Below are 26,690 nucleotides of genomic sequence, written 5' to 3' on the forward strand. Positions count from 1 at the left end.
GCGACCCCGGGCCCATCATGAGCCTGCACGGGGACACTTATGTGGCAGAAAAATATCAATGACTTCCAACGGGTGGTGGCCATCGGCGGTGGCCATGGCCTGGGGCGGGTGCTCTCCTCCCTCTCCTTCCTGGGTGCCCGCCTGACCGGCATAGTGACCACCACGGACGATGGCGGCTCCACCGGCCGGCTGCGCCAGAGCCAGGCCTGCATCGCCTGGGGAGATATGCGCAACTGCCTCAACCAGCTGGTGACCGAACCCAGCATCGGCAGCATGCTGTTCGAACACCGCTTCGCCGGCCGGGGCGAGCTGGCCGGGCACAACCTCGGCAACCTGATCCTGCTGGCGCTGGACAACCTGTCGGTGCGTCCCCTCGACGCCATTCGCCTCATCAGCAACATGCTGAAGATAGAGGCCCAGTTGCTCCCCATGTCCGAGTTCCCCACCGATCTTTGTGCCAGCACCGCCTGCGGCAACCGGATCCTGGGGGAGGTCTCCATCGACCAGCTGGAGAGCCCGCCCCTCTCCCTCTCCCTCAGTCCCAGGGTCACGGCGACCCGGGAGGCGGTGCAGGCCATCGCCGAGGCCGAGATGATCATCCTGGGCCCGGGCAGCTTCCTCACCTCCATCATGCCCCCCCTGCTGTTGGAGGAGATCGCCCAGGCCATCGGTCAGAGCCGGGCCCGCCTGGTGTTCATCACCAATCTGGTGGCCGAGCCGGGTCCCGCCGGCCAGATGGATCTCATGACCCAGTGGCGCTGGCTGGAACAGCAGATTGGCCACGGCCGCATCGACGCCATCATAGGCCCCAAGGATCACTACCCGGCGGCGCTCGATGGCCTGCTGATGACGGCCGATCTGGGGGAAACCGCCCTGCCCCATCGCCACGACAGGGCCAGGCTGAAGGCGGCCCTGGACAAGGCCATCCATTGGCGCAGACATAATTGACGACTATGTGCCATCGCCACAGGCGGCCCCGAACCAGGAGATCCCCTGGCGCAGCCATCATTGACGACTATGCGCCATCGCCACAGGCGGCCCCGAACAAGGTGATCCCCTGGCGCCGCCATCATTGACGACTATGTGCCGTCGCCGCAAGCAAGCCCGAACAAGGTGATGGGTGGCGATGCCGGCTTAGGCCGGGGGACGGCAGTAGTCGTGCAACTGGGTGAAGACCTGGGGCAGGGATTGCTGCAACTGGCCGATGAGCAGGCCGCTCTCGGCGCTATCCTGGCGCTTGCAGGCCTGCTCCAGGGCGATCACCTGTTGCAGACTCTGGCGGGCGCCATAGCTGGCGCAGGAGGATTTGAGGCTGTGGGCGAGCCGCCCCAGGGAGTGCCACTGGGCCTGTTCGAACAGGGGTGGCAGCTGGGCCAATTGCTCCCCCACCTCCTCGATGAATACCTCGATCACCACGGGCATCATCTCTTCGCCAATGTCTTCGGCCAACTGGGCCAGAACCGCCTCGTCCAACAGTGTCATCTTGCCTCCTGCAGTGTGGTACCCAAATAGAACATACATCGCTATCGGCGAACAAGGGAGTCAAATCGTCCCCAAGAGGGCGACGCGCACGAGATGGCAAAAGTGTGATCGGGCTCGACAATCGCGCACTTATCACCCCCAGGCCTCGCCGGAGCCGCGACAAAGGGGTTGCAACAAAATTAACAATCAAGCAACAATGCAGGCCATGAGACAGAGCGCGGCTCGACAACACCTCATCCCTTTTTGCCTGTATGGCTGCTGCGAAGAACCAGGGTAGATATCTACCCTGGTATTTTTTAGACCGGATTGTCGATGTCGACGAAGATGACCTCGAGTCCGTGCTCGGCGGCCAGCCACTCCCCCAACGCCTTGACCCCGTAGCGTTCGGTCGCATGATGACCGGCGGCGAAGAAGTGCATCCCCATCTCGCGGGCCGTGTGTATGGTCTGCTCCGAGGCCTCCCCCGAGATGAAGGCATCTATGCCCTGCTCGGCAGCCAGGGTGATATAGCTCTGGCCACCCCCGGTACACCAGGCCACTGTCTCGATGAGGGCGGGGCCGTTCTCGCCGCAGTGCAGCGGCGTGCGTCCCAGCCGCTCCCCTATCCTCGCCGCCAGGGCCTCCCCGCTCATGGGCTCGGCCAGCTTGCCGACCATGGCGACGCTCTTCTTGTCCCAGGGCTCCAGGCCGCGGCGCACCTGGATGTCCAGCAGGCGGGCGAGCTGGGCGTTGTTGCCCAGTTCGGGGTGAACATCCAGGGGGAGGTGATAGGCAAACAGGTTGATGTCGTGGCTGAGCAGGGTCTTCAGGCGGCGCTGCTTCATGCCGGTGATCACCTCGGATTCCCCCTTCCAGAAGTAACCATGATGCACCAGGATGGCGTCGGCCCCCTGGGCCACGGCGGCGTCGAGCAGCGCCTGGCTGGCGGTGACCCCTGTGACTATCTTGCGGATCTCGTCGCGGCCCTCGACCTGCAGCCCGTTGGGACAGTAGTCCTTGATGGCGTGGGGTTCGAGCAGCGTATTGAGCAGATTGGTGAGTTTTTGGCGGCGGATCATAGGCCCCTCTGTGCCCTCATGGGCGCGATGACAAAGGGCCATGATAATCGAGCCCGCCGACCAAGGCCATGGCGGCGGGCGCGAGGAGGGGCGACGACTCAGACGGGCAGCGGGATCCCGGCCTCGCGCATCTGTGCCAGCTTGTAGCGCAGGGTGCGCGGGCTGATGCCAAGACGCTCGGCCACCGCCTTGCGACTGCCGTTGCAGTCATGGAGGGTGTCGAGGATGATCTGGTGCTCCTGCTGCTTGAGCTCGCTGCCGAGTCGATCGCCGCACAAGGGGCGCTCGGGTTCGGCTGCGACGCCCTGCGGCCCCTCCCCAGGCTCCCCCGCCAGGGCCGAGAAGGCCTCCTCGGCGCCAGGCTCCAGGATCAGCTGGGCGGCGCCTATCTCCCCCTCGGTGGAGAGGATCAGAGCCCGCTGCACCACGTTGTCCAGTTCGCGCACGTTGCCGGGCCAGGGGTGCGCCAGCAAGTGGGCCGCCGCCTGGGCTGACAGCCTGGGGGTCGGCATGCCCTGCTGCTGGGCATGGAGCGCCAGCAGGTGCTCGGCCAGGGGCAGGATGTCGCCGGGGCGCTCGCGCAGGGCACGCCAGCGCAGGGGGAAGACGTTGAGCCGGTAGTAGAGATCCTCGCGAAAACGCCCCTCCTGCACCGCCTTGTGCAGATCCCGGTTGCTGGTGGCGATGACCCGCACGTCCAGGGGGATCATCTTGCGGCTGCCAAGCCGCTCCACCTCTTTCTCCTGCAGCACTCGCAGCAGCTTGGCCTGCAAGGAGAGATCCATCTCGGTGACCTCATCGAGCAGCAGCGTGCCCCCCTGGGCCTGCTCGAACTTGCCGGGACAGCCCTGAACGGCGCCGGTGAAGGCCCCCTTCTCGTAGCCGAACAGGGTCGCCTCCAGCATGTTTTCCGGGATGGCGGCGCAGTTGATGGCCACGAAGGCCTGCTCGCTGCGGGGGGAGTTGTCATGGATATAGCGGGCCAGCACCTCCTTGCCGGTACCGCTCGGTCCGGTCACCATCACGGTGGCCTCGCTGCGGGCGACCCGGGTCGCCAGCTGGAACAGTTCGGCGCTGCGGGGATCCCCATAGACCACGGCCCGCTTCTCCACCCGCTGGGCCGGCACATAGCGGCTCACCTGATTGAGCAGCACCTCGGGGGAGAAGGGCTTGGCCAGATAGTCGATGGCCCCTTCCCGCATGGCGCGCACGGCGCCATCTATGTTGGCATGGGCCGTCATCAGCAACACGGGGATCTGGGGGTAGGCCTGGCGGATGTTGCCCAGCAGGGTCAGGCCATCCATGCCCCCCATCTGGATGTCGGAGATCACCATGTCAAAAGGCTGGCGCGACAGGGCGAGCAGGGCCCGCTCGCCACTCTCGGCCTCGCGGCACTGGTAGCCCCCGAGCATCAGGGTATCGATCAGCGCCTCGCGCAGACCGGCATCGTCTTCCACCACCAGGATACGGGCCTGGGTCATGCGACACCTCCAAGTTGCAGCGGCTGTTGATGCAAGGGAAACGAGAGGGTGAAGCAACTGCCGTCACCGGGGACGGAGGCGACCTTGACCTCCCCCTGGTGGGCGCGCACCACGGACTGCACCACCGCCAGCCCAAGGCCGGTGCCCTGGCTGCGGGTGGTGAAGAAGGGCTCGAAGATCTGGGCCAGCTGCTGATGGCTCATGCCCTTGCCGTTGTCTATCACCCTCAGCTCGACCCGGTTGTCGCAGCGCACCGCGCTGACCATGAGGGAGTCGGCCCCCGCCTGGGCACCGTTGGCGATCAGGTTATTGATGGCACCCGCCAGGGCGCTGCTGTTGGCCAGCAGGCAGAGATCCGGCTCGGGCGCCTCCATGTGCAGGCGGCAACCCTGTTGTTCGCAGAAGGCCTCGGCGCCGGCCTGCACCTCGGCCAGCAGCCCCTGGACCGAGAGGGGGGCCACCACCTGGCTCTCGCCGCTGCGGGCAAACAGCAAGATATCACCTATCTGCTGCTCCAGATCCTGCAGCCTGGCCATCAGCTTCTGCTGGAACAGGATGCGGGACTCGGGTTTCAGGGTGCGGTTGGCCAGGTTGGCGCCATAGAGCATGGCCGCCGACAGGGGGGTACGGATCTGGTGGGCCAGGGAGGCCGCCATGTTGCCCAGGGCCGAGAGGCGCTTCATGTGGTTGACCCTGTCTTGCAGACGACGGGTCTCGGTGAGGTCGGTGAGAAACACCAGCTGGCCGGGCTGATCCGGCAGCGGCTGGGTCGAGAGCTGCACCCGGCGGCCATCTCGCAGGGAGATCTCGTGACCATCGTCGGCCCGTGGCTCGAAGCAGCGGCCGATGATGGCGCGCCAGCTCATCCCCTCCAGGGGCTCGCCGAGCAGGGCATGGGCGGCGGGATTCGCCCGGGTGATGATCCCCTGACCATCGAGCAGGAGCACCCCGGTCGGCAATGCCGTGAAGATGGCATAGAGCTGACTGACTTCGTGGGACTGGACCGGGTTGTCTTGCTGCTGGCTCGTCATAAACCTGACCTCAAACAAAGAATGCGATCAGGTTATTCAAGTTCTATGCCATCTTATTTATCTGATATAAATCATGAAGTTAAAAACGAGGCGTCAAGGGGTTGACCCTAGGCCTCCTTGCTCATGCCATATTTTTTCATCTTCTCCACCAGGGTGGTGCGACGCATGCCGAGCAGATCGGCGGCCCGGGCCACCACCCCCTCCTGGGACTCCAGGGCCTGGCGGATCAGCTCCACCTCGAGGTCGGCCAGCATCTCCTTGAGATTGACCCCCTCCTGGGGAAGCTGCATCAGGTTGCCCCCCGACGCGCCGGTCACCAGCGCCGGGGGATCCTGGAACACGGCGGCCAGGGCATCGCGCTCATCCATCTCGGTCAGGCGCGCATCCCGCGGCTCGCAGGGCAGCAGGCGGTAGCGGCTCGGCAAGTCTGCGACGTCCACTATCTGCTGGGGATAGAGGATCAGCAGGCGCTCGAGCAGATTGGAGAGCTCGCGCACGTTGCCAGGCCAGGGGTACTGCATCAGGGATTCCATGGCGCGCTGGGTCAGGCGAATGAAACCCTGGTGCTGCTCCGAGTGGCGATTGAGCAGCTCTTGCAGCAGCAGCGGGATGTCATCGACCCGATCCCGCAGCGGCGGCGTCTCTATGGGGAAGACGTTGAGGCGATAGTAGAGATCCTCGCGAAACTCCTGGCTGCGGATCATGGCCTCCAGATCCCGGTGGGTGGCCGCTATGATGCGCACATCCGCCTGGATCGGCTTGCCGCCGCCGACCCTGTCGAACAGCCGCTCCTGCAGCACCCGCAGCAGCTTGACCTGCATCGGCATCGGCATGTCCCCTATCTCGTCGAGGAAGAGGGTGCCGCCCTGGGCCAGTTCGAAGCGCCCGCGCCGCGCCGCGATGGCGCCGGTGAAGGCCCCCTTCTCGTGGCCAAACAGCTCGCTCTCGAGCAGCTCGGCCGGGATGGCGCCGCAGTTGATGGGCACGAAGGGGCCGTCGGCACGGCCGGAGAGTTCATGGATGGCGCGGGCCACCACCTCCTTGCCGGTGCCGGACTCGCCGAGGATCAGCACGTTGGCATCCGTCTGGGCCACCTGGCCGATGAGGCGGCGCACCTCCTGGATCCCCTTGCCCTTGCCCACCAGCAGGCGCAGCAGGGTCTGCCCCTTGTCATGGGTCTGCTGTCTGGGATGCAGGGAGACGAACGCCTGGCAGAAGTGCAGGTGCCGGGTCAGGGATTCGTAGGAGAAGGGCGCCTCGGCCACGCCGATGAAGTTGCTGTTGGGCAGCTCGGTCTCGATCAGGGAGACGAAGGGGGTGCGGGGATACTGCTCGAGCAGCGTGCTCAGGGGACGATCCGCCAGCTCGCCTATCAGTACCCCTTGCAGGGGGCTCGATGCCTCGATGGCCATGTCCAGATCCGCGGGCGCCACCTCCTGCCAGGGCAGCCCCATGAAGGAGAGCACTGTGCCCAGCTGCTGGCGTCTAGCGACATCCGAATCCACTATCAGCACACCCATTGCCATCATAACCTTCCCTCTCGACCATGTGTTTTTGTTATACCCGTCCATGCCCTGCCAGGGGAGCCATGGTCACAAGGCGCACAAACTGCCAAAATTCCGGCGCCTTGTCAAAAACTGTCGCGCCAGAGTGTGTCCTGGCAAGCATAGTCGCAAAGAACGTATTCAATCAGAGCTTGATTTTCACTGCTGGTTCAATAGGTTAGATTTGTTTGAGGCTCGCGTAGCGGCACTCGGGAAAACGGGTGCAGGTCAGAAATTGCTTGCCGGCATAGGGGCCCTTGCGCGCCTCGCGCGCCTGCAGGGGGGCGGTGCAGCGGGGACAGGCATTGGGCTCGAGCAGCGGTTCGGCTGCCTCGGCCTGCTCCTCTTCCCCGGGCAGGGCGCTGAAGCGGGTCAGGGGCGCCTCCTCTTGCGAGGCGATCGGCGCGGCACTGGCTGGTCGGTGCGCGGGCCCCTCTTGCGGGCCCGGCGCCTGCTCCGCTCGCTCGTGGCGCTTGCCCCTGGCTTGTCCGGCGGCGCGCGGCGACGGCCGCTCCTCGCGCCCCCCGGCCCTGGGGGTCTCCTCCAGCTCGACCGATGCCAGGGCATCGGGATTGAAGGTGGGCTCGCGCCGCTCGCCCCCGGGGAAAGTCAGGGTCTCCAGGGAAGTCTCTTCCTCCTCCGCCAGCAGGGCCAGCACCCTCTCCTTGAGCTCCTCCAGATCCCCCTGCTCGCCCCCTTCCAGCACCAGCAGCGGCAGGTCGGCGCGCTCGCACAGGGCCATCAACCAGCGATCCCGGCCCGGCCGACGCTTGCCCTGCCCCGGCGCCAGTCGCTCCAGGGCGCAGAGCAGGGAGAGATCCTCGGGATGGCAGAGCAGATAATCAAACTGCCTGTCCCCCATGGCCTGCAGCTGCTTTTGCCACTTGCCCTTGCCGACCCCCTTGCCAGGTTGCAGCACATCCTTGAGCCGGACATGGGTAAACAGCCTGGCCTCCCCCTGCAACAGGGTCTGCAGCGCATCGAATTCACGGTGGCGGTCGGGGGACATGAGCGTCTCTTGCAGGGTGCAGGAGACGATCCTGGCACGGCGGGCACGCCAGATCAGCAGGACAAGAACCAGGGCCAGCAGGAGCAGGCCGGGCAACAGCAGGGCATTCATGGATGGAACAATCCGACAGTCAGAAAGAGGGGCATAATATTACCACAACCCGGCGCGGCAACCCCTATCCCTCATGCTCGTGGCGCGGGGACGCGAGGGAGGCAGAAGAATTTCGGTTTTGCCCCCGCCAGGGGGTTCATCTGGCCTGCAACGGCAGGCACAATGACATGGACTCACACACAAGGAGAGCAGGATGCAAAAGCAATTGGTAGTCACCGTCATCGGTACGGACAGACCCGGCATAGTGGAAGAGCTGGCCTCCCTCATCAGCGCCCAGGGGGGCAACTGGCTGGCCAGTTCCATGAGCGAGCTGGCCGGTCAGTTTGCCGGCATCCTCCAGGTCGGCGTGGACGAGAGTCACTATCGCCCCCTGTGCGAGGCCCTCTCCCTGTTGGACGGGCTCAAGGTGAGCTTCGCCGAAGGAGTGCTCGGCGCCGAGCCGGAGCGCCAGCTGATGCTGACGGTCACCGGCAACGACAGGCCGGGCATTGTCCACGAGGTGGCGAGCATATTGCGCCAGCTCGGGGCCAACGTCATCGACCTGACCACGGGCTGCGAGGCCGCCCCCCACTCGGGCGCCCCCCTCTTCTATGCCCATACCCTGGTCTCCCTGCCCCAGGGCCTCGCGCTCTCTACCCTGATCGAATCCCTGGAGTCCCTCTCGGATGACCTGGTGGTCGACATCGATCAAGACGCGGAAGATTGATGGGGTCGTCATTAAATTGTCACAAAAACGTCATCTAATGAGGCCCATTCGCCCATGGGATGGGATAAGCAGAGGCATAGATGAGCACCGACAAGTTGTATGAAGAGAAAGAACTGAGTTGGCTCTCTTTCAACGAGAGGGTATTGCAGGAGGCGATGGACAAGACGGTGCCGCTCATCGAGCGGATCCGTTTCCTCGGCATCTTCTCCTCCAACCAGGACGAGTTTTTCAAGGTGCGGGTCTCGGAGGTGAAGCGCCGCATCCTCATCAACGAGGTGCACGGCGGCGATGACGACGCCAAGGTGTTGCTGCGGGCCATCCAGCAGAAGGTGATGGCGCTGGGGGAGGCGTTCGACAACACCTACAAGGAATTGCTGATCGCCCTGGCCCGCCACAACATCTTCCTGGTCAACGAGGGCCAGCTCTCCGAATCCATACAGCAGTGGCTGCGGGTCTTCTTCCGGGAGAAGGTGCAACGCCACCTGATCCCCATCCTCCTCAACAAGGAGGTCAACCCGGTCAAGTTTCTCAAGGACGAGTACACCTACCTGGCGGTAGAGATGAAGAAGCATGGCCAGGTGATCCAGTACGCCCTGGTGGAGGTACCCACCAACGATCTGCCCCGCTTCGTGCAACTGCCCGCCGAGGGCACCCGCCGCAAGAAGCAGATCATCATCCTCGACAACATCATCCGCTTCTGTCTGGACGACCTGTTCAAAGGGTTTTTCGACTACGACGAGATAGCCGCCTACGCGGTCAAGCTGACCCGGGATGCGGAGTATGACCTCTCCGACCAGCTCGACCTCAGCCTGGTGGACAAGATGAGCGATGGCTTGAAGCAGCGGCTCACCGCCATGCCGGTGCGCTTCGTCTACGAGCGGGAGATGCCGGCGGCCATGATAAGCTTCCTCAAGCTCAAGCTGCAGATCAGCAGCTACGACGCCATCATGTCCGGGGGGCGCTATCACAACTTCAAGGATTTCATCGGCTTCCCCAATGTGGGCCGGGACTATCTGGAAAACCCCAAGCTGCCGGCCCTCGAATGCCGCGACTTTGACGGCTTCGTCAACGCCTTCGATGCCATCGCCAGGCAGGACATACTGCTCTACTACCCCTATCACAAGTTCCACCACTTCACCGAGCTGGTGCGCCAGGCGGCGTTCGACCCGGCGGTGAGCGCCATTCGCATCAATATCTACCGGGTCGCCAAGAAGTCGCGCATCATCCACTCCCTGATCGATGCCGCCAACAACGGCAAGAAGGTGACCGTGGTGGTGGAGCTGCGGGCCCGCTTCGACGAGGCGGCCAACATCGACTGGGCCAACATCCTCACCGATGCCGGGGTCAAGGTGGTGTTCGGGGTGCCCAGCCTCAAGATCCACTCCAAGCTCTGCCTTATCACCCGGCATGAACACGGGGAAGCGGTGCGCTACGCCCATATCGGCACCGGCAACTTCAACGAGAAGACCGCCAAGATCTACACCGACTTCTCCCTGCTGACCCGCAACCCCGACATCACCGCCGAGGTGGAGGGAGTGTTCGAGTACATCGAGTACCCCTATCGGCGTTACAAGTTCAATCATCTGCTGGTCTCCCCCATCAACTGCCGCCGTCAGCTCTACCGGTTGATTGACAACGAGCTGGTCAACGCCAAGGCGGGCCAGCCCAGCGGCATCACCCTCAAGATCAACAACCTGGTGGACAGGGACCTCATCAACCGCCTCTATGCCGCCGGCCAGGCCGGGGTGCCCATCCAGATGATAGTGCGCGGCATGTGCGCCCTGCGTCCCGGGGTGCCGGGTCTCAGTGACAACATCAAGGTGATCAGCATCATAGACCGCTTCCTCGAGCACCCGCGGGTCATGGTGTTTCACAACAAGGGCAATGTGCAGCTCTACATCTCCAGCGCCGACTGGATGAGCCGTAACATCGACGGCCGCATCGAGGTGGCCACCCCCATCTATGACGAGCGCCTCAAGCAGCGCATCCTGGACATTCTCGATCTGCAACTGAGCGACACCTGCAAGGCGCGGGTGATCGATGCCGAGCAGCAGAACGAGTACGTGAAGCGGGGCAATCGCCGCAAGATCCGCTCCCAGGTCGCCATCTACGACTACCTCAAACGCATCGAGTCAGACCCCAATGGACACTAGCCTCTACGCCGCCGTCGATCTCGGCTCCAACAGCTTTCATATGGTGATCGCCCGTCTCACCGACGGGCGCATGCAGATCATCGACCGGATCAAGGAGCGGGTCAGGCTGGCGGAGGGAATGGACGAGGCGCGCAACATGTCCCCCGAGGCCATGGAGCGGGGGCTGGACTGCCTCGCCCTGTTCGCCGAGCGCTTGTGCAACATACGTCCGGATCAGATCCGCATCGCCGGCACCTATACCCTGCGCCGGGCCAGCAATGCCCGCGAGTTCGTCGCCAGGGCGACGCAACTGCTACGCCACCCCATCGAGGTGATCAGCGGCCAGGAGGAGGCGCGCCTCATCTATCAGGGGGTGGCCCACACCCAGCACCTGGAGGGACGGGTGCTGGTAGTCGACATCGGCGGCGGCAGCACCGAGCTGGTCATCGGCGAGGGCTTCTCCCCCCTGGCCCTCACCAGCCGCAAGATGGGGTGTGTCAGCTTCACCCAGCAGTTCTTTCCCGCCGGCAAGATAGGGCCGTCCCAGTTCGAGGCGGCCGTGTTGGCGGCCCGCCACCAGCTCGATCCGGTGCGGGAGCAGTACCGCGACCTGGGGTGGCAGAGCTGCCTCGGCAGCTCGGGCTCCATTCGCACCGTCCATGACGTCCTGGTGCAGGAGGGGCTGACCGAGGGGGGCATCACCCGGGAGGCGCTGGCGCGCCTGAGCGGGCGCATCCTCGGCCACAAGAAGGTGAGCGCCCTCAAGTTCGATGGCCTGCCCACCGAGCGCCAGGAGGTGTTCGTCGCCGCCGTCGCCATATTGATCGCCCTGTTCGACGCCTTGCCCATCGCGCGGATGGATTACTCCGATGGCGCCCTGCGCGAGGGGTTGCTCTACGAGTTCGAGGAGCGGTTGCAGCACCACGACATTCGCGAGCGCACCGCCCTGGCCCTCGCCAGCCACTACCGCATCGATGGCCGCCAGGCGGCCCGGGTCGAGGCCAGCGCCCTCTCCCTGTTCGATCTGCTGGCCCCTGACTGGCAGCTCGAAGCCGATCCCTACCGCGCCATCTTGCGCTGGGCCGCCCAGCTACACGAGATAGGTCTGGCCATCAACTACGGTGGCATCCATCGCCACTCGGCCTACATCCTGGCCAACACCGATCTGCCCGGCTTCAACCAGGACGATCAGAGCCTGCTGGCGGCCCTGGTCCGCTTCCATCGCAAGTCCCTCAAGCTGGGGGAGCTGCCCCCCCTGCCCAACCATGACGAGCAGACGGTACTGCGCTGCATCCGCATCCTGCGCCTGGCGGTCGCCGCCAACCACAGGCGCCTCGATGGGCTGCTGCCTCCCTGGCAGGCCAGGGCCAGGGGAGAGAGCCTCACCCTCACCCTGCCCGCCCCCTGGTGCGAGGAGAATCGCCTGCTGATGCAGAACCTAGAAAAGGAGCAGGCCTATTGCGCCGAGCAGGGCTGGCAGCTCGACTTTCGGCTCGTCTGACGCGCGGCCATGACGACACAAGGCAGCCCTTGGGCTGCCTTGTGTCGTTTCTTGCCCCCGTCAGTTGAGGCCGGGCAGGATCAGCTTGGCTATCTCGAAGTAGATGATGAGGCCGGTGCCATCCACCAGGGTGGAGATGAAGGGGGCCGACACCACGGCCGGATCCATCCGCAAGCGGCGCAGCAGCAAGGGGATGATGGAGGCGACGATGGCGCTCCACAGCACGATGGCGATGATGGTCAGGGTCACCACCAGGCCCACCTCCATGCCGACCCCCAGGCTCCAGGCCCGCACCCAGGCCGCCAGGGCGATGGCCGCCGACACCAGCATGGCGGTGGAGATCTCCTTGCGCAGCACGGTGCCGAGGTTGCGCAGGGAGACCTCCCCCACCGCCATGGCCCGCACCAGGGTGGTGGTGATCTGGGTGCCGCTGTTGCCGCCGGTGCCGATCAAGAGCGGAATGAAGAAGGCCAGGGCGATGGCCGCCTCCAGCTGCTCCTCGAACGCCCGCAGCACTGTGCCCGTGTAGGCCTCGGCCACGAACAGGATCAGCAGCCAGGCGATGCGCTTGCGCCATAGCTGCCAGGGGGTGGCGTGCAGATAGGGAATCTCGAGGGGAGACGAGCCCCCCTGCAGCTCGGCATCCTCGGTGGATTCCAGCTCCAGGATGTCGGCGGCATCGTCCAGGTGGAAGATGCCGAGCAGGCGGCCGCCGGACTCCACCGGCAGGGAGAGCAGATCCCGCTCCACCAGCATGCGGGCCGCCAGCTCCTGATCCATGCGGGCGTCGAGGCGGATGAGATCGGACTCCATCAGCTCGCCGACCCTCTGCTGGGGATCGGCCACCAGCAGCGCCTTGAGGGAGAGGGTGCCGAGCAGCCGCCCCGCCTCGTCCACCACATAGATATCCTGAAACACCTCGGCATTGTCCCAGGCGTCATGGGTGCGCTGCCGGGCGCGGGCGATGGACTCCTCCCCCTTGAGGGTGAAGAAGTCATGGCGCATATGGGCCCCCACCGACTCGCTCGGCCAGCGCAGCAGCCCCTCGAGCTGGGTCGCCACCGCCTGGGGCAGGTTCGCCATCAGGGTGGCGCGCTCCCGCTTGCCAAGGCTGCGCACCATGGCCAGCAGATCCCGGCGCGCCACCCCGGCCTGCGCCAGGGCCAGCACGCTCGGGTGCAGGCGCAGCAGCAGCCGGGCACCGCAGCGGGTGGCGAGCATGGAGAGCAGGCGGGCGCTGCTCGGGCCCAGGGTGTCGAACAGGCAGTTGAGCTCTTCCTGGCGCAGGGCGAGCAGTTGATCGGCCCGCGCATCCGGGGCCAGCTCGTTGTCGAGCCAGGCTTCCAGGCTCGGCAGATCGAGCAGTTGATGGCGGTTCAGTAACAGGTGTGTTTTCTTCATCACGAATGAGCCTCTGTGGTCCCGGCGCACCGGGCTATCCCCTCGCGGGATGGGCAGACAAGAAAACAGCAATTGATGGACGAGATATCGGCAGGAAATGACGCCGTTCGGCGTGTCACCATCCCCACGTGCCAGCTTTAGCACTGCATAACGTATCCGGCATGCCGGAAGCCACTTGGGTTGACACCTTAATCCGATGAAAACTGTCCTGATCCTGGGCGTCTCTCGACGTCGTGAGATCAGTGGCCTGTGTTTATGCAGGAGCCTCGCCTAACGAGATGCTGCGAACAGACAGGCCGGTGTCATGCACCGGCCTGCTCGACAATGGTCGGCCAGCGCCGGTGTGGAGTCAAACGATATGAGCCTTTATTAACAATCCCTTACAACTCGGCCTGGCCGGACGTCAGCGGATGTAGTCAAACAGGGTCAGCTTGCTGATATTGCTGAACGCCTGCTGGGAGGCGCTCATGGCGGCGTTCTCCTTGGAGAGGGTCGAGATCACCTCATAGAGGTCGATCTCCGAGACCTTGGCCCTGGCCTGCTGGTTGAGGGTGTCGAGCCCGGTGTTGGAGCTCATCACCTGCTCCAGGCTGTTCATCCGCCCCCCCAGGCTGCCTATTCCCATGTCCACCCGCTGGCGGGCATTGCCGAGGTGCACCTGGGCATCTTGCGCCCGCAGTTGAAAGTCCTCATTGGAGAGGTTGGGGTCGCGCAGGGCGCCGATGAAGTCGGAAATGCCGTTGAGTATGTTGTCATTGGTCGGCTTGTCGAGGGAGAACTCCTGCACCGTGCCTGCCGCCTGATCAAGGCTGAGGGTGAGGCCGTTGAAGTTGATCTCTCCCCCCGCCACATAGTCGCCATTTTGCAGCACATTGCCGCCCGGATCCGTGATCTGGTAGCTGTCCGGCGCCCCCGCCACCGTGGTGACAGTGTACTTGTTGCTGGTCAGGGTGCTGTCGTAGCCGGTGCGGTAGAAGTTGTCGAACTGGCCCTGATCGCTCACCTCGACCTGGATGTTGGCCGTGTCGGCGCTGGCGCTGCGCCGGGTCGGCACCGTCTCGAACAGATCCTGACCCGAGTCGTTGGCGGGGATGCGCACCGTGGGGGAGACCTGGATCTCCCGCTGGCCCGTGTCCCCCTGGAACGCATAGTTGCCGTCGACGTCCTTCACGAACGGCTGGTTCTTGCTCTGGTTGCCGCCGAAGATGTACTCCCCCTGGGAGTTCCGGCTGTTCATCAGATCGAACATCTGCTGCTGCAACCCTTCCAGCTCCTTGGCCACGGACTCCCGATCCGCCTGGCTCAGGGCGGAATCGTTGGATTTTTGCATCAGGGTCTGGGCGCTGAGCATGGCCTCGTTGATGGAGGTGAGTATGGTCTCCTCATGGCCCAGGCTGTTCTCCAGCAGGCTGCCGTTGACGCTGTACTGCTGGAACAGATCGATCTCCTTGGTCAGCGCCATCTTCTGGCCCATGCCGGAGGGATCTTCCCCCGCCGTCTTGAACTTGTCACCGGAGTAGAGCTGCTCGTAGGCGGTATTTTGCCGCTCCGCCGCCGCGCTCAGGGAGGAGAGCCCCCGGTTGTACATCATGTTGGTGGTGATACGCATGACTTACCTCACGGATGACAGCAGGGTGTCGAAGATGGTTTTGGCGGTGCTCACCACCTGGGCCGAGGCGGCATAGGCCTGCTGGAAGCGGATGAGATTGCCCGCCTCCTCGTCCAGGCTGACCCCGGAGACGCTCTCGAAAATTGCACTGCTCTGCTCCAGCTTGCCCTTGTTGGCCAGCATCTCGGTATTGGCCTGACTGGTCTTGTTGCCCAGACCGACCACCAGCCCGGTGTAGGCCTCGTTGAGGGTCATCTTGTCATTGCCGCTGGCGGCGCTGCTGCTCTTGCGCACCAGATCCTTGTTCTGCAGCTCGGCCAGGGCCAGGCCGTTGGCATTGTCGGAGAAACCGTTCTGGTTGTAGCTCAGGGTGAAGCTGTCATTGGCGGCAACCTGGCCCGTGATGCTGAATTCGTAGCCGGGGTCGTTGCCGGGATCCCCATAGACCTTGGGACCGCCGAGGGGGTTCTCGAGGGCGGCCATCAGGTTCTGCCCCTTGCTGCTGGCGGGGGCCACCCCGATCAGGGTGGTGCCGTCGCTGCCATAGACTTCGTAGTTGCCGCTGTCGTCTATCTTGATCACCTGCGGTGCATTCGGGTCCAGGTTGTTGCTGGCAAAGCCAGAGCCCGCCCCCGTGTTGCCGATGGCGCCGAGGGCGATGGTGGCCGAACCCAGGTTTTGGCTGTTCTTGTCGGCCTTGAGCGGGGAGGCCAGCGCCAGATCCTCGGCGCGGTTGATCAGCTTCTCCAGGCCCGCGGCCGCCTGCTTGGTCGGCTGCAGCAGGATCTTGTCCCCCGCAGCCGGGGTGCCGGAGAGGTCCAGGGAGAGACCGTGCCCCGGCACCTCGAAGCCGCTGACGGGCACTGTGTTGCCGGTGGCGACCGAGGTGCGCTTGCCGTCGACGCCGATGGCGAACACCTCAAAGTCGGTGGCGCTGCTGAAGCTCACCTCGTAGTCGAGGGCGGTGACTTCGCTGCCCTTGCCGGGCATGAAGCCGACCGTGGCCGCCCCCGTGCCGCTGTTCTTGCCATAGGGCAGGCCTTCGCTGCCGGGCAGGGAGAAGAGATCCCCCCCCAGCTCGTTGTCGAGATCCATCCCCAGCCGGTTCTGCTGGTTCATGGCATCCCCCAGGGCGACCGCCAGCTGACCCAGCTCGCGCTTGGTGGGCTCCAGATCGCTGCGGGCGGCGAACAGGCCGCCCAGCCCCCCGCCCAGGGTCTTGTTGTCTATCTTGGTCTGGTTCTTGCCCAGGTTGAGCTGCAGCGCCTTGTCCCGGGAGTCGGGATCCCCGGGGATCACGCTGAACTGGGCCACCGAACCATCGAGCACCAGGGAGTGGCCCGTGCTCATGTTGACCAGCACGCTGCCGTTGGGCTGGGTGACGGTACGGATGTCCATCTTGGCGGCGAGCTGGGCGATGGCGTCGTCGCGCTGATCGTAGAGCGCCAGACTCTCCTCCGCCGTGCCCTGGGTGCGCACTATGGCCTTGTTGATCTCGTTGATGTTATTGAGCAGGCTGTTGACCTGCTGGGTCTCGTCGTCGATGCGATCGTTGATGACGTCGCTCTGCTTGTCGAACTGGGACGAGAGGGTGTGGAAGCGATTCACCATGCTGGTGAGTTCGGTGAGGGTGCTGTTGCGCGATCCCAGATCCGCCGGTGACTCGTTGGCGGTATGGAATCCCTTGAAGTAGGCGGTGATGGCGGTGCCGACGCTGTTGCTGGTGTCCCCCAGCAGGCTGTCCACGGTGGAGAGCTGTTCGAAGCGCATGGAAGAGGCGCTGAAGGCAGAGGTATCCCGGCGCAGTTCGCCTTGGGCATACTGGTTGATCACCCGCTCGCTCACGCTCTCGCCGGTGCCAAAGCCGATGGAATTGGTGTAGATCAGGGTGCGTTCACGCACATAGCCCTGGCTGTTGACGTTGACTATGTTGTTGCTGGTGGTCTGCAGCAGCTTCTGATGCGCCAGTACCCCGGATGTTCCTATCCCAAGCAGATCGCTTGCCATGCTTTACAGCTCCGTCTCTGTGTACTGGGCAATGGGTCCACTGCGCAATACCTGTTTCAATTTACTGGCGTATTGGGGGTCGGTGGCATAGCCAGCCTGTTGCAGGGCTTCAAAATAACGGTCCGGACTGTCCACCTTGGCCAGGGCGCCCTTGTAACGGCTCCCGGAAGTCAGGAAGTCGACATAGTCATTGAAGCTCTCTTCAAACGACTCGTAGGAACGAAACGCCGCCTTCTGGCGCGAGGCCACCCCTTGTTCGTACTCCAGGGTGCTGACCACCGCCTTGTCCCCCTGCCAGCGCGGATCCGCCTTGATGCCAAACAGGTTATGGCTCATCTGGCCGTCGCCATCCTTGATGACCCGCTTGCCCCAGCCACTCTCCAGGGCCGCCTGGGCCACCAGCACCGCCGGGCTCAGTCCCAGCTTGTCGGCGGCCTTCTTGGCCAGGGGCATCAGCTTGCTGACGAAGTCACTCGGTGACTCGAAGGCGGTGATGGCCCCGCCAGCCTGACTGCCCTGCTCCGCTTTGGGCCCCATGGCAGGCACGCTGCGGGCGCGCCTGCCAACCGCCTGCTCGGGCTGGGCCGTCGTATTCATCTCTTTCTCAGCAAAATCCTTGCCAACTTTGGAGGCTTCAATCAGACCATGTTCGCCGGGGGCCGGGGCCACATAGGGCTTGTAGACCCGCTCGGTGCGCTGGGGCAGCTTGAGGACGCGACCATCCTCATGCTTGAAGCTGTCGGGGGAGAACTGCTTGACCACCATCTCGGCCAGCCCCAGTCCCCCCTTGCCGGACATGTCCGACACCCGCTGCTGGTCGAGCATGCCCTCGTAGAACTGGGTGTAGCTGCTGCTGAAGGGGTTGTCCGCGGTCAAGGACTGGCTCGCCTCGCGCATCCCCTTGAACAGCATCTGGCTGAAGATGGACTCGAACTGGCGGGCCGCCGACTGGAGCGCCTGTTGCTTGCCCTCCTTGCTCATGCTCATCTGGCGCAGCTTGTCCAGGTTCTGGATGTCCTGCACCATGCCCAGATCCACGCCTTTATTGTCGATATTCGCCATCTTGCCTACCTTCTTTGCCGCCTGTGGCAACCCCTTGCCGGGGGACCCTGCCTGTTTGCCCAATATATGACCGACTGACACCTGTCCGTTACCGCCCCAGGGCGTCGAGCCCCTCATGGGTCAACCCGGTGCCACTTACAGAATGACCAGTTGCCCCTCGATGGCCCCTGCCTGTTGCAGGGCTTCGAGGATGGCCATCAGATCCCCCGGGGCTATGCCCACCTGATTCACCGCCCGCACCAGATCGTCCAGGGTGGCGCCGGTGTCGAGCTTGAACATGCGCCCGTCTTCCTGCTGCACATTGATGGTGGAGTTGTTGGTGACCGCCGTATCCCCGCCCGCCAGGGGGTTGGGCTGCGAGACCTGCTGGTTCTCGGCGATGGTCACCGTCAGGCCGCCGTGGCTGATGGCCGCGGGTTTGAGCCTGACCTGGCTGCCGATGACGATGGTGCCGGTGCGGGAATTGACGATGATCTTGGCCGCTTCGGCACCTGGATCCACCTCCAGGTTCTCTATGGTGGCGAGGTAGGCGACCCGTTGACCGGGATCCCGCGGGGCGAACACCTTGACCGAGGTGGCATCCAGGGCCTGGGCCGTGTTGGGCCCCACCAGGTTGTTGATGGATTCCGCCAGCCGGCGCGCCGTGGTGAAGTCGGATCGGTTGAGGTTGAAGGTGATGGTGTCCCCCTGGCTGAAGGAGTTGGGCACCTCACGCTCGACGGTGGCGCCATTGGCGATGCGGCCCACGGTCGGGGTGTTGATCACCACCTTGGAGCCATCCGCCCCCTCGGCCCCCAGGCCGCCGACCACCAGGCTGCCCTGGGCCACCGCATAGACCCGCCCATCGAGCCCCTTGAGGAAGGTCTGCAGCAGGGTGCCGCCCCGCAGGCTCTTGGCCTCGCCGATGGCGGATACGGTCACGTCTATGGTCTGGCCCGGCTTGGAGAAGGGGGGCAAGTCGGCGTGGATGGCCACCGGCGCCACGTCCTTGATCTTGGGCTTGATGTTGTCCGGCACCTTGATGCCGAAGTTGTTGAGCATGGTGCGAAAGGTCTGCTCGGTGAAGGCGTTGTTCTTCTCACCGGTGCCGGGCAGGCCCACTACCAGGCCGTAGCCCAGCAGCTGGTTGCTGCGCACCCCTTCCACCGAGCTGATGTCCTTGATGCGGGCGGCGCTGGCCCCCTGGGGCAGCAGGGTGAAGAGGCAGCACAGGCACAATACGCTGAGTCGTGTCATGGGAAGTCCTAGCACTAGAGCGGCCACCAGGGACCATTGAAGAAGCTGGTCAGCCAGCCCTGCTCCTGGGTATTGGCCAGGTCCCCGGTACCACCGTAGTGGATGCGGGCATTGGCCACCTTCTGGGAGGAGACGCTGTTGTCCGAGGTGACATCTTCGGGGCGGATGAGGCCGGTGATGCGGATGTATTCGTTGCCGTTGTTGAGCATGATCCACTTCTCGCCGCGCACCACCAGGTTGCCGTTGGCGAGCACCTTGGCCACGCTGACCGAGATGCTGCCCTGCAGGCTGTTGCTCTGATCCGCCTTGGCCTGCCCCTTGAACGCGCTGTTCTGACCGATGGAGGCTGACATGTTGTAGGCGCCGGCCGTGATGGGCACGCCCCCCAGGCTCACCGGATCCAGATTGAACTCGTTGTCCTTGCCGGTCTGGGTGTTGGCCTTCTTGGAGGCGGAGGTGGATTCCGCCAACTCTATGGTGATGATGTCGCCGACCTTGTGGGCCTTGATGTCCGAGTAGATGCCATTGACCTGATCGGGCTGAAAGATGGCGCCGGTCGGGCGCACCGACACCGGCTCGGACTCGCCATAGACGGGGGCGAACTCGGGGTCGTCCGGCTTGGCGGTATTGAGGGTGCTGGTACAGCCCCCCAGCGCCAGCAGACTCAGCATCCAGATGGTTTTCACTATGAGACTCCCGTTACAGCCGCTGGGTCAGGTAGGACATCATGGAGTCCACCGCCGAGATCACCTTGGAGTTCATCTCGTAGACCCGCTGGGCCTGGATGAGGTTGACCAGCTCCTCGGTGACGTTGACGTTGGAGACTTCCAGCATCCCCTGCTTGATGACCCCGAGGCCATCCGCCCCGGCCACCCCTTCGATGGGGGCGCCGCTGGACTGGGTCTCGAGGAACATGTTCTCCCCCATGGGTTGCAGACCGGAGGCATTGACGAAGTCGCTGATGTTGATCTGGCCTATCACCTGGGAGGCGCCATCCCCCTTGAGCTGGATGGAGATCTGACCATCCTCCCCTATGGTGACGCTCTGGGCGTTTTCGGGGATCTGGATCTCGGGTTGCAGCGGGTAGCCATTGCCCGGGGTGACGATGGTGCCCTCGTCATTGAGGGTGAACTGGCCGTTGCGGGTGTAGGCGCTGCTGCCGTCCGGCAGCTGCACCTCGAAGAAGCCGCGACCATTGATCATCAGGTCCAGGGAGTTGTCCGTGGTCTGCACATTGCCCTGGCTGAAGCTCTTCTGGGTGGCGACCACCTTGGCCCCCGCCCCCAGCATCAGGCCGGAGGGCAGCTCGGTATCCGCCGAGGAGCGTCCCCCCGGCTGATTGATGTTCTGATAGAGCAAGTCTTCGAAGATGGCGCGGGACTTCTTGTAACCCACCGTGCTGGCGTTGGCGAGGTTGTTCGAGGTGACGGCGATGTTGGTCTGCTGTGCATCCAGCCCCGTCTTGCCTATCCAAAGTGCAGGATTCATGTCTGGCTCCTAATTAGCTGATACGCAGCAGTTGGGTTTGGGCTTCGTCGTTCTCCTGGGCCGTCTTCATCATCTTGACCTGGGTTTCGAACTGACGCTGCAAGCGAATGAGGTTGGTCATCTCGTCGACCACATTGACGTTGCTCCCCTCGAGGGAGCCGGCAATCAGGCCCACCTCGGCGGAAGCGGGTTCCGGCTGGCCGTCCTTGCGGCGAAACAGGCCATCCTGCCCCTTCTCCACCGCGTCCGCGGCCGGACGCACCAGCTTGATGCGCTGAAAATCCTCCGGCAGGTTGGGCGCGGCCCCCTCGGGGCGACCCGTGATGGTGCCGTCCCGGTTGATTTCAAGCTTCTCCAGCGGCAGCGGCAAGACGATGGGCCTGCCGGCCTCGTCCACCACATTGAGGCCGGTGCTGGTCTGCAGATTGCCGGTGGCGCTCAGCTCCAGGTTGCCCATGCGGGTGAAGGCCTCGCCCCCCTTGCCGTCCTGCACCGCGATCCACCCCTGCCCGTCTACCGCCACGTCCAGATCCCGGCCCGTGGTCATCAGCATGCCGTGCTGCAGGTTCTGGCCCGGCCGCTCCGTCATGGCGAAGACCCGGGTCGGCAAGCCTTCGCCGAACGCCTGCATGGCGCGAGCCTGCTCGAAGTCGGACTTGAAGCCGGTGGTGTTGGCGTTGGCCAGGTTGTTGCCACGCACAGCCAGGCTGTTCATGTTCTCCTTGGCACCGGACATGGCGATATAAAGCAGGTGATCCATGGGATCCTCCGTCAAACTGATGACTCTGACGGGAAGAAAGCAATTAAGGTGCCAACAGCGTTAATGAATTCTTAACTTATTGATATATAAAAGGGCGCCGAAGCGCCCCTTGTCGTTCCCTCTCCACCATCCATTAACGGATCTGCAGTATGGTCTGCTGCAGCGAGCTGTTGACTTCCAGGGAGCGGGAGTTCGCCTGGAAGTTGCGCTGGGCGGTGATGAGATCCACCAGCTCCGAGGTCAGGTCCACGTTGGACTGCTCCAGGGCCGAGGACTTGACGGAGCCGAAGGTGCCCGAATTCGGGGTGCCCGGCAGGCCGTCTCCGGAGAGCAGAGATTCGCGCCAGGAGGTATCACCGACCTGGGTCAGCCCCTGGGGGTTGGCGAACTTGGCCATGGCCACCATGGCCACCTTGACGGTGGTGGCGTTGCTGTAGGTGGCGGAGACGATGCCGTCATCGGTGATCTCCACCTTGGTCAGCCGACCCACGGTCGAACCATCCTGGGTCAATTTATTGACTTCAAACGGCGACGAGTACTGGGTCACGGTACCGAGGCGGTACTCGAAAGTCTGGGTCTGATCGGCCCCATTGCCGATGATCCCGGCCCCCGGGGTCCCCAGCGCCTCCGTCGTGATGGGATCGGGGGTCACTGTCGTGAGCTTGCCATCGGAGCCAAACGCCAGGCTCGCATAGGCAGCCCCACCCACCTCGATGGGGTTGGTCCCCTCGTACATGTACATGCGCCAGGAGGCGGGCGTTACCGCCTGCGGAGGCGTGTTGGTATCCCCCTCCTTGACGAAATACTGGGTGATGGTGTGGGGTTCGCCCAAGGAGTCGTAGACAACCACAGAGGTGGAAGAGGAGTAGGTATCAGAATTCGTTGTGTCGAGCGGGACGTTGGTCACATCGATCGGTGTCGTGGACGCCGGCAGGTTGAAGCTGGCCTCCACCAGGGTGGTCGGCTTGGGCTCACCGGCCCGATCCGGGATCTGGATGGGTTTGGTGGCGTTGAGGCTGACCGCCTTGGGGGTACCGTCGGCGTTGATCTCGTACCCCTGCAGATAACTGCCGGAGTTGTTGACCATGTAGCTGTTCTCGTTGAGCTTGAAGGCGCCGGCACGGGTGTAGGTGCGGTCGAGGGAGCTGACCCCGTCCGAGGTGACGAAGAAGCCGTTGCCCTGGATGGCCAGATCCAGCGAGTTGTTGGTAAATTGCAGCGCCCCCTGGTGGAACTGCTGTGCCACGGCCCCGGTCGCGACGCCATTACCCACCTGGGTCTTGGAGTTGACGAAGATGGAGTTGGCATAGACGTCGGCAAACTCGGCGCGGGACTCCTTGAAACCGATGGTGTTGACGTTGGCAATGTTGTTCGCGGTGACGTTCAGGTCTTTTTGAGCCGCATTGACGCCGCTGAGGGCATTGTTGAATGACATGTCTTTCTCCTTAGATCACTGCGTTATCGGTCGCGTTGGTGGTCGAGTTGGTGGTCGACTTGTTGCCCGCACCGGCGATTTCCAATACATCGGTCAGATAGATGCCTCCCAGTCCCTTGAGCTTGAGGGTGCTGGGTGAGCTGGCCGAGCCCAGGGTGACGCTCTCGACCTGGGCGTAGGCCAGGGCGGGCAGACTCTCCGACTTGCCCGCCACGGTGGCACTGGCCTCAATCTGGTACTTTCCGCTCTTGGCCGGGTTGCCGTTCTTGTCCAGGCCATCCCAGCTGAAGGCGACGTTGCCCTGATGATCCCCTTCGATGGCGAACTCCTTGATCACCTGGCCACTCTCGTCTTTCACCGTCACCTTGATGTTGCTGCCACCGTCTGCGGTGGCGATCATCCCATTGACGGTACCGCCGCTCTCCAGATAGCCGGTATTGGACGGGATCAACACCTCCTGCCCCACCAGGGCCGAGGCCTGCAACGCCTGGCTCGAGGTCATCAGGCTGTTGAGGCTCTCCATCTGGGTCGACAGGCTGTTGATCCCCTCCGAGGTGGACATGGAGGTCATCTGGGACAACATCTGGGCGTTGTCCACCGGCTTGAACGGATCCTGATAGGCGAGCTGCATGGTGAGCAGCTTGAGGAACGACTCCTGATCCAGCTCTTTCTTCTGGGTCGTGCTCGTGGTGGACGTGGTCTGGCTCGACGTCGTTCGGTTGACGCCAAGCACGCTGTCATAGGTATCTGCCATTTACTTGCCGCCCCCTGTCAGGACTTGCCGAGATTGAGGGTCTGCTGCAGCATGCGCTTGGCAGAATCGGCAATCTGGACGTTGGTTTGGTAACTGCGCGACGCACTGATCATGTCCGCCATCTCCTCCACCATGTTGACGTTGGGCTTGAAGATGAAGCCATCCTTGTCCGCCATGGGGTGGTTGGGGTTGAACTCCTTGAGCAGCGGCGCCTTGCTCTCGACGATGCCCTTCACCTCGACCCCGACCGAGCCCTGGCTGTCGCTCATGGCCTGATCGAGCTGGGCGGCAAAAACTGGCCGCCTGGCGTGGTAAGTTCCTTCCACGCTGGAGCTGACGCTGTCGGCGTTGGCCATGTTGCTGGCCACGGTATTGAGCCGCACCGACTGGGCGCTCATGGCCGAGCCCGCGATGTCGAAGACCTTGAACAAACTCATTGCTGTGCTCCTTGCAAGGCCTTGAGGCCGCTGGCGTTAAGATTCATGTGCGGATGGACGAGTGACATCACTGCTCTCCTTTGAGGGCTTTGAGCAGGCCGCTTATCTTGCCGTTCATGAATTCGACCGAGGTCTGGTATTCGAGGCTGTTGCGCAAAAATTCGCTGCGCTCCTGCTGCAGATCGACGGTATTGCCGTCGCCGGTATCTGGCTGGAGCGGGTTGCGGTACTGGGTGGCGCCCGGGGCATCCATGTTCAAGGCGAAGTGACGCTCGCTGGTGGTGGCCAGACTGAACCCCTGCTGGTGCTGCTGCGCCTGCGCCATGGCATCGGCGAAATTGATGTCCCTGGCCTTGAAGCCCGGGGTATCCGCGTTTGCGATGTTGCTGGACAGCACTTCCGCACGTTTGGCGCGCACGCTCAACGTGTATTGATGAACACCAAATGCCTTGTCGAATGAAATTGCCATAGCACACCTCCTGCTTGCTGGATTCTTAGCAAGAGGTGTGCCAAAGGAGGAAGTAAGGGGGTTATTTGACCTTGTAAACGATGCCCGGGTTGCAGCGGATCATCTCGAACCGGTCGGTGAGGCCGGCCAGGGACTCCGAGGCCCCCAGCATCAGGTAACCGCCCGGATTCAGGCTGGCGGCGAACTGGTTGAGGATCTTCGACTTCACCTCGGGGGCGAAGTAGATGAGCACGTTGCGACAGAAGATGATGTCGAACTTGCCGAGCAGGCTGTAGCTCTCCAGCAGATTCAAGGGGCGAAACGTGGTCAATTTTCTGACACGCTCCGTCACCCGCATCCGGTTGTCGCCACAGGGTTCGAAAAACAGCTTCTTGCGCTCGGGGGAGAGCCCCCGGGCCAGCGCCAGGCTGTCGTAGACCCCCTCCTTGCACTGGTTGAGCATGGTGGTGGAGATATCCGTCCCCACTATCTGCACGCCCCCGGGCAGGGTGCCGGGCCGCTTCATCTGCTGCTCCAGCGCCGTCATGGCGATGGAGTAGGGCTCCTGGCCGGAGGAGGACGCCGCCGACCAGATCTTGATGGGTCGCCCGCTCTTGCCCAGCTCGGGAAACAGCTTGTCGGTGAGCAGCTGGAAGGGATAGCCATCCCTGAACCAGAGGGTCTCGTTGGTGGTCATGGCATCGACCACCGCCATCTTCAATTCCCGCTCACGCACATTCATGGCGCGGGTCACCAGTTCAGACAGACTCTCGATGCCAAACTGAGCCATCAAGGGGGACAGGCGGCTCTTCACCAGATACTGCTTGTTGTCACCCAGCACAATTCCGCTCTGCAGCGCCAAAAAGCTGCTGAATTGCTTATATAAGTCGTCTGACAGTGTCTTCATGTATCCACGCTTCTTGTTTTAGAGTGCGCCCTGAACGGCCTTGGCCAGCTCATCGGGCTGAAACTTGGCGATGAAATTGTTCGCCCCGACTTTCTGCACCATGGCCTGGTTGAACACACCACTGAGAGAGGTGTGCAGGATAACATGTAAATCCTTCAGGCTGGGATGGTTGCGGATCTCGGCGGTGAAGGTGTAGCCATCCATCTCCGGCATCTCTATGTCCGAGATGACCAGGGCTATCTGATCCTTGATGGGACCCTGCTTGGCCATCTCCAGCAGCATGTTGAGGGCCTCGCGACCATCTTTGGCCAGCACGCACTGCACGCCGATGGCATCCAGCGCCCGCTGCACCTGCTTGCGCGCCACCGAGGAGTCGTCGGCCACCAGCACGGGGCGCCCCTGGGTGTTGTGCTCCACGCTCGCCTGCACCAGATCCTGACTCACCTCGGTCGAGACGGGAGAGATCTCGTTGAGGATGCGTTCCACATCCAGGATCTCCACCAGCTCGCCATCCACCTCGGTGACCGCCGTCATATAATTGATGCGCCCCGCCCCCTTGGGTGGCGGCAGAATGGACTCCCAGTTCATGTTGATGATCCGCTCGACCGAATGGACCAGGAACCCCTGAATGGAGCGGTTGTACTCCGAGATGATGATGAAACACTTGGAGAGATCGGCGATGGGACGCTTGCCCATGGCCATGCTGAGATCGATCACCGAGATGGTCTGGCCGCGAATGTGCGCCACACCACGAATGCAGGAGTTGAGCTTGGGCATGACGGTCAGGGGCGGGCACTGCAACACCTCGCGCACCTTGAAGACGTTGATGCCAAATCTTTGACGTCCATTGAGCCGAAACAGCAGCAACTCCAGGCGATTTTGCCCGACCAGTTGAGTCCGTTGGTTTACTGAGTCCAGAATACCGGCCATACACACTCCCTAAAAACGCCTGGCATTATTCATGCATGAGATGCATGTGCCATGTTGGCTCGCGCCAGAGGATTGCCAACCCCAAGGGTCGGACTTGGCGCAAGCATAGTTAACATTGGTCATATACGTCATTCACTTATCGACCAGCGGACGAAAATGAT

General features: G+C 63.3%; 24 protein-coding genes and 1 riboswitch. Of the genes, 4 read left to right on the forward strand and 20 right to left on the reverse strand.

Features of this window, described 5'->3' with window-relative positions; genetic code table 11:
- Positions 1-39: 39 nt before the first annotated feature.
- Positions 40-948, forward strand: a complete 909-nt coding sequence (locus ACW5W4_RS06525) for a gluconeogenesis factor YvcK family protein (RefSeq protein ID WP_456688822.1) — start codon at positions 40-42, stop codon at positions 946-948.
- A 186-nt stretch (positions 949-1,134) separates the two neighbouring features.
- Here the strand turns inward: ACW5W4_RS06525 and ACW5W4_RS06530 are convergent, their stop codons facing one another.
- The 6 genes from ACW5W4_RS06530 to ACW5W4_RS06555 form a co-directional block, all read right to left on the reverse strand.
- Positions 1,135-1,482, reverse strand: coding sequence for an Hpt domain-containing protein (locus tag ACW5W4_RS06530; protein ID WP_041996242.1), 348 nt, complete (start codon positions 1,480-1,482; stop codon positions 1,135-1,137).
- A gap of 296 nt (positions 1,483-1,778) precedes the next feature.
- Positions 1,779-2,540, reverse strand: a complete 762-nt coding sequence (locus tag ACW5W4_RS06535; RefSeq protein WP_456688823.1) for a Nif3-like dinuclear metal center hexameric protein — start codon at positions 2,538-2,540, stop codon at positions 1,779-1,781.
- 98 nt (positions 2,541-2,638) lie between these two features.
- Entirely contained in the window at positions 2,639-4,021 is a 1,383-nt protein-coding gene (locus tag ACW5W4_RS06540) for a sigma-54-dependent transcriptional regulator (protein WP_456688824.1), read from the reverse strand.
- Entirely contained in the window at positions 4,018-5,052 is a 1,035-nt protein-coding gene (locus ACW5W4_RS06545) for a sensor histidine kinase (protein WP_456688825.1), read from the reverse strand. The genes ACW5W4_RS06540 and ACW5W4_RS06545 overlap by 4 nt, the downstream gene beginning before the upstream one ends.
- Before the next feature lie 107 nt (positions 5,053-5,159).
- The gene (locus ACW5W4_RS06550) at positions 5,160-6,581 is read right to left on the reverse strand and encodes a sigma-54 dependent transcriptional regulator (protein ID WP_456688826.1); all 1,422 of its coding nucleotides are present in this window, start codon (positions 6,579-6,581) and stop codon (positions 5,160-5,162) included.
- Between the two features lie 193 nt (positions 6,582-6,774).
- A complete protein-coding gene (locus tag ACW5W4_RS06555; RefSeq protein ID WP_456688827.1) occupies positions 6,775-7,716 on the reverse strand; it encodes a DUF2726 domain-containing protein in 942 nt (313 codons plus the stop codon).
- Positions 7,717-7,909: 193 nt separating this feature from the next.
- Here ACW5W4_RS06555 and ACW5W4_RS06560 point away from each other — a divergent pair, with 193 nt between their 5' ends.
- From ACW5W4_RS06560 to ppx, 3 genes are all read left to right on the forward strand, one after another.
- Entirely contained in the window at positions 7,910-8,422 is a 513-nt protein-coding gene (locus ACW5W4_RS06560; protein WP_041996227.1) for a glycine cleavage system protein R, read from the forward strand.
- 80 nt (positions 8,423-8,502) lie between these two features.
- Positions 8,503-10,575, forward strand: a complete 2,073-nt coding sequence (gene ppk1 / locus ACW5W4_RS06565) for a polyphosphate kinase 1 (protein WP_456688828.1) — start codon at positions 8,503-8,505, stop codon at positions 10,573-10,575.
- Positions 10,565-12,055 carry an exopolyphosphatase gene (gene ppx, locus ACW5W4_RS06570; protein WP_456688829.1) on the forward strand — a complete coding sequence of 497 codons (1,491 nt, stop codon included), beginning with the start codon at positions 10,565-10,567 and terminating at the stop codon, positions 12,053-12,055. Before ppk1 ends, ppx begins: the two co-directional genes overlap by 11 nt.
- A 60-nt stretch (positions 12,056-12,115) precedes the next feature.
- Here ppx and mgtE read toward each other — a convergent pair whose 3' ends face one another.
- The 14 genes from mgtE to ACW5W4_RS06640 all read right to left on the reverse strand — a co-directional run bounded on the left by mgtE (position 12,116) and on the right by ACW5W4_RS06640 (position 26,529).
- Positions 12,116-13,456 carry a magnesium transporter gene (gene mgtE, locus ACW5W4_RS06575; protein ID WP_456688830.1) on the reverse strand — a complete coding sequence of 447 codons (1,341 nt, stop codon included), beginning with the start codon at positions 13,454-13,456 and terminating at the stop codon, positions 12,116-12,118.
- A gap of 115 nt (positions 13,457-13,571) precedes the next feature.
- Positions 13,572-13,741, reverse strand: a riboswitch (M-box (ykoK) riboswitch).
- Positions 13,742-13,859: 118 nt separating this feature from the next.
- Positions 13,860-15,065, reverse strand: a complete 1,206-nt coding sequence (flgL, locus tag ACW5W4_RS06580; protein ID WP_456688831.1) for a flagellar hook-associated protein FlgL — start codon at positions 15,063-15,065, stop codon at positions 13,860-13,862.
- A gap of 3 nt (positions 15,066-15,068) precedes the next feature.
- Positions 15,069-17,072, reverse strand: a complete 2,004-nt coding sequence (gene flgK / locus ACW5W4_RS06585; protein ID WP_456688832.1) for a flagellar hook-associated protein FlgK — start codon at positions 17,070-17,072, stop codon at positions 15,069-15,071.
- Positions 17,073-17,075: 3 nt separating this feature from the next.
- On the reverse strand, positions 17,076-18,134 hold the full coding sequence (flgJ, locus tag ACW5W4_RS06590) for a flagellar assembly peptidoglycan hydrolase FlgJ (RefSeq protein ID WP_456688833.1): 1,059 nt from the start codon (positions 18,132-18,134) through the stop codon (positions 17,076-17,078).
- A gap of 135 nt (positions 18,135-18,269) precedes the next feature.
- Entirely contained in the window at positions 18,270-19,370 is a 1,101-nt protein-coding gene (locus tag ACW5W4_RS06595; RefSeq protein ID WP_456688834.1) for a flagellar basal body P-ring protein FlgI, read from the reverse strand.
- Positions 19,371-19,384: 14 nt separating this feature from the next.
- The gene (gene flgH / locus ACW5W4_RS06600) at positions 19,385-20,056 is read right to left on the reverse strand and encodes a flagellar basal body L-ring protein FlgH (protein ID WP_427261355.1); all 672 of its coding nucleotides are present in this window, start codon (positions 20,054-20,056) and stop codon (positions 19,385-19,387) included.
- Positions 20,057-20,069: 13 nt separating this feature from the next.
- Positions 20,070-20,858 carry a flagellar basal-body rod protein FlgG gene (gene flgG, locus ACW5W4_RS06605; RefSeq protein WP_456688835.1) on the reverse strand — a complete coding sequence of 263 codons (789 nt, stop codon included), beginning with the start codon at positions 20,856-20,858 and terminating at the stop codon, positions 20,070-20,072.
- A gap of 13 nt (positions 20,859-20,871) precedes the next feature.
- Positions 20,872-21,618: a flagellar basal body rod protein FlgF gene (locus ACW5W4_RS06610; RefSeq protein ID WP_427261353.1), complete on the reverse strand. Its 747-nt coding sequence runs from the start codon at positions 21,616-21,618 to the stop codon at positions 20,872-20,874.
- A gap of 133 nt (positions 21,619-21,751) precedes the next feature.
- Positions 21,752-23,053, reverse strand: coding sequence for a flagellar hook protein FlgE (flgE, locus tag ACW5W4_RS06615; RefSeq protein WP_456688836.1), 1,302 nt, complete (start codon positions 23,051-23,053; stop codon positions 21,752-21,754).
- A gap of 10 nt (positions 23,054-23,063) precedes the next feature.
- Positions 23,064-23,807 (reverse strand): flagellar hook assembly protein FlgD, encoded by a 744-nt coding sequence (locus tag ACW5W4_RS06620; protein ID WP_456688837.1) that lies wholly within the window; start codon positions 23,805-23,807, stop codon positions 23,064-23,066.
- Positions 23,808-23,824: 17 nt separating this feature from the next.
- Positions 23,825-24,244 carry a flagellar basal body rod protein FlgC gene (gene flgC / locus ACW5W4_RS06625; protein ID WP_041996194.1) on the reverse strand — a complete coding sequence of 140 codons (420 nt, stop codon included), beginning with the start codon at positions 24,242-24,244 and terminating at the stop codon, positions 23,825-23,827.
- A 67-nt stretch (positions 24,245-24,311) separates the two neighbouring features.
- On the reverse strand, positions 24,312-24,713 hold the full coding sequence (gene flgB, locus ACW5W4_RS06630; RefSeq protein WP_408796610.1) for a flagellar basal body rod protein FlgB: 402 nt from the start codon (positions 24,711-24,713) through the stop codon (positions 24,312-24,314).
- Positions 24,714-24,774: 61 nt separating this feature from the next.
- Entirely contained in the window at positions 24,775-25,599 is an 825-nt protein-coding gene (locus ACW5W4_RS06635; protein ID WP_041996187.1) for a CheR family methyltransferase, read from the reverse strand.
- Between the two features lie 18 nt (positions 25,600-25,617).
- Positions 25,618-26,529, reverse strand: coding sequence for a chemotaxis protein CheV (locus ACW5W4_RS06640; RefSeq protein WP_427261350.1), 912 nt, complete (start codon positions 26,527-26,529; stop codon positions 25,618-25,620).
- Positions 26,530-26,690 lie beyond the last annotated feature (161 nt).

The sequence above is a fragment of the Aeromonas crassostreae genome (assembly GCF_054052445.1).

Excerpts from the sequence above, each read along its gene's own strand:
- ACW5W4_RS06540 (WP_456688824.1), bottom strand. The coding sequence starts at position 4,021 with ATGACCCAGGCCCGTATCCTGGTGGTGGAAGACGATGCCGGTCTGCGC.
- ACW5W4_RS06640 (WP_427261350.1), bottom strand. The coding sequence starts at position 26,529 with ATGGCCGGTATTCTGGACTCAGTAAACCAACGGACTCAACTGGTCGGG.
- mgtE (WP_456688830.1), bottom strand. The coding sequence starts at position 13,456 with ATGAAGAAAACACACCTGTTACTGAACCGCCATCAACTGCTCGATCTG.
- ACW5W4_RS06610 (WP_427261353.1), bottom strand. The coding sequence starts at position 21,618 with ATGGATCACCTGCTTTATATCGCCATGTCCGGTGCCAAGGAGAACATG.
- ACW5W4_RS06620 (WP_456688837.1), bottom strand. The coding sequence starts at position 23,807 with ATGGCAGATACCTATGACAGCGTGCTTGGCGTCAACCGAACGACGTCG.
- ACW5W4_RS06550 (WP_456688826.1), bottom strand. The coding sequence starts at position 6,581 with ATGATGGCAATGGGTGTGCTGATAGTGGATTCGGATGTCGCTAGACGC.
- flgK (WP_456688832.1), bottom strand. The coding sequence starts at position 17,072 with ATGGCAAGCGATCTGCTTGGGATAGGAACATCCGGGGTACTGGCGCAT.
- ACW5W4_RS06525 (WP_456688822.1), top strand. The coding sequence starts at position 40 with ATGTGGCAGAAAAATATCAATGACTTCCAACGGGTGGTGGCCATCGGC.
- flgB (WP_408796610.1), bottom strand. The coding sequence starts at position 24,713 with ATGGCAATTTCATTCGACAAGGCATTTGGTGTTCATCAATACACGTTG.
- flgG (WP_456688835.1), bottom strand. The coding sequence starts at position 20,858 with ATGAATCCTGCACTTTGGATAGGCAAGACGGGGCTGGATGCACAGCAG.
- ppk1 (WP_456688828.1), top strand. The coding sequence starts at position 8,503 with ATGAGCACCGACAAGTTGTATGAAGAGAAAGAACTGAGTTGGCTCTCT.
- flgC (WP_041996194.1), bottom strand. The coding sequence starts at position 24,244 with ATGAGTTTGTTCAAGGTCTTCGACATCGCGGGCTCGGCCATGAGCGCC.
- ACW5W4_RS06545 (WP_456688825.1), bottom strand. The coding sequence starts at position 5,052 with ATGACGAGCCAGCAGCAAGACAACCCGGTCCAGTCCCACGAAGTCAGT.
- ACW5W4_RS06530 (WP_041996242.1), bottom strand. The coding sequence starts at position 1,482 with ATGACACTGTTGGACGAGGCGGTTCTGGCCCAGTTGGCCGAAGACATT.
- flgL (WP_456688831.1), bottom strand. The coding sequence starts at position 15,065 with ATGCGTATCACCACCAACATGATGTACAACCGGGGGCTCTCCTCCCTG.
- ACW5W4_RS06555 (WP_456688827.1), bottom strand. The coding sequence starts at position 7,716 with ATGAATGCCCTGCTGTTGCCCGGCCTGCTCCTGCTGGCCCTGGTTCTT.
- ACW5W4_RS06535 (WP_456688823.1), bottom strand. The coding sequence starts at position 2,540 with ATGATCCGCCGCCAAAAACTCACCAATCTGCTCAATACGCTGCTCGAA.
- ACW5W4_RS06595 (WP_456688834.1), bottom strand. The coding sequence starts at position 19,370 with ATGACACGACTCAGCGTATTGTGCCTGTGCTGCCTCTTCACCCTGCTG.
- ACW5W4_RS06560 (WP_041996227.1), top strand. The coding sequence starts at position 7,910 with ATGCAAAAGCAATTGGTAGTCACCGTCATCGGTACGGACAGACCCGGC.
- ppx (WP_456688829.1), top strand. The coding sequence starts at position 10,565 with ATGGACACTAGCCTCTACGCCGCCGTCGATCTCGGCTCCAACAGCTTT.
- flgJ (WP_456688833.1), bottom strand. The coding sequence starts at position 18,134 with ATGGCGAATATCGACAATAAAGGCGTGGATCTGGGCATGGTGCAGGAC.
- ACW5W4_RS06635 (WP_041996187.1), bottom strand. The coding sequence starts at position 25,599 with ATGAAGACACTGTCAGACGACTTATATAAGCAATTCAGCAGCTTTTTG.
- flgE (WP_456688836.1), bottom strand. The coding sequence starts at position 23,053 with ATGTCATTCAACAATGCCCTCAGCGGCGTCAATGCGGCTCAAAAAGAC.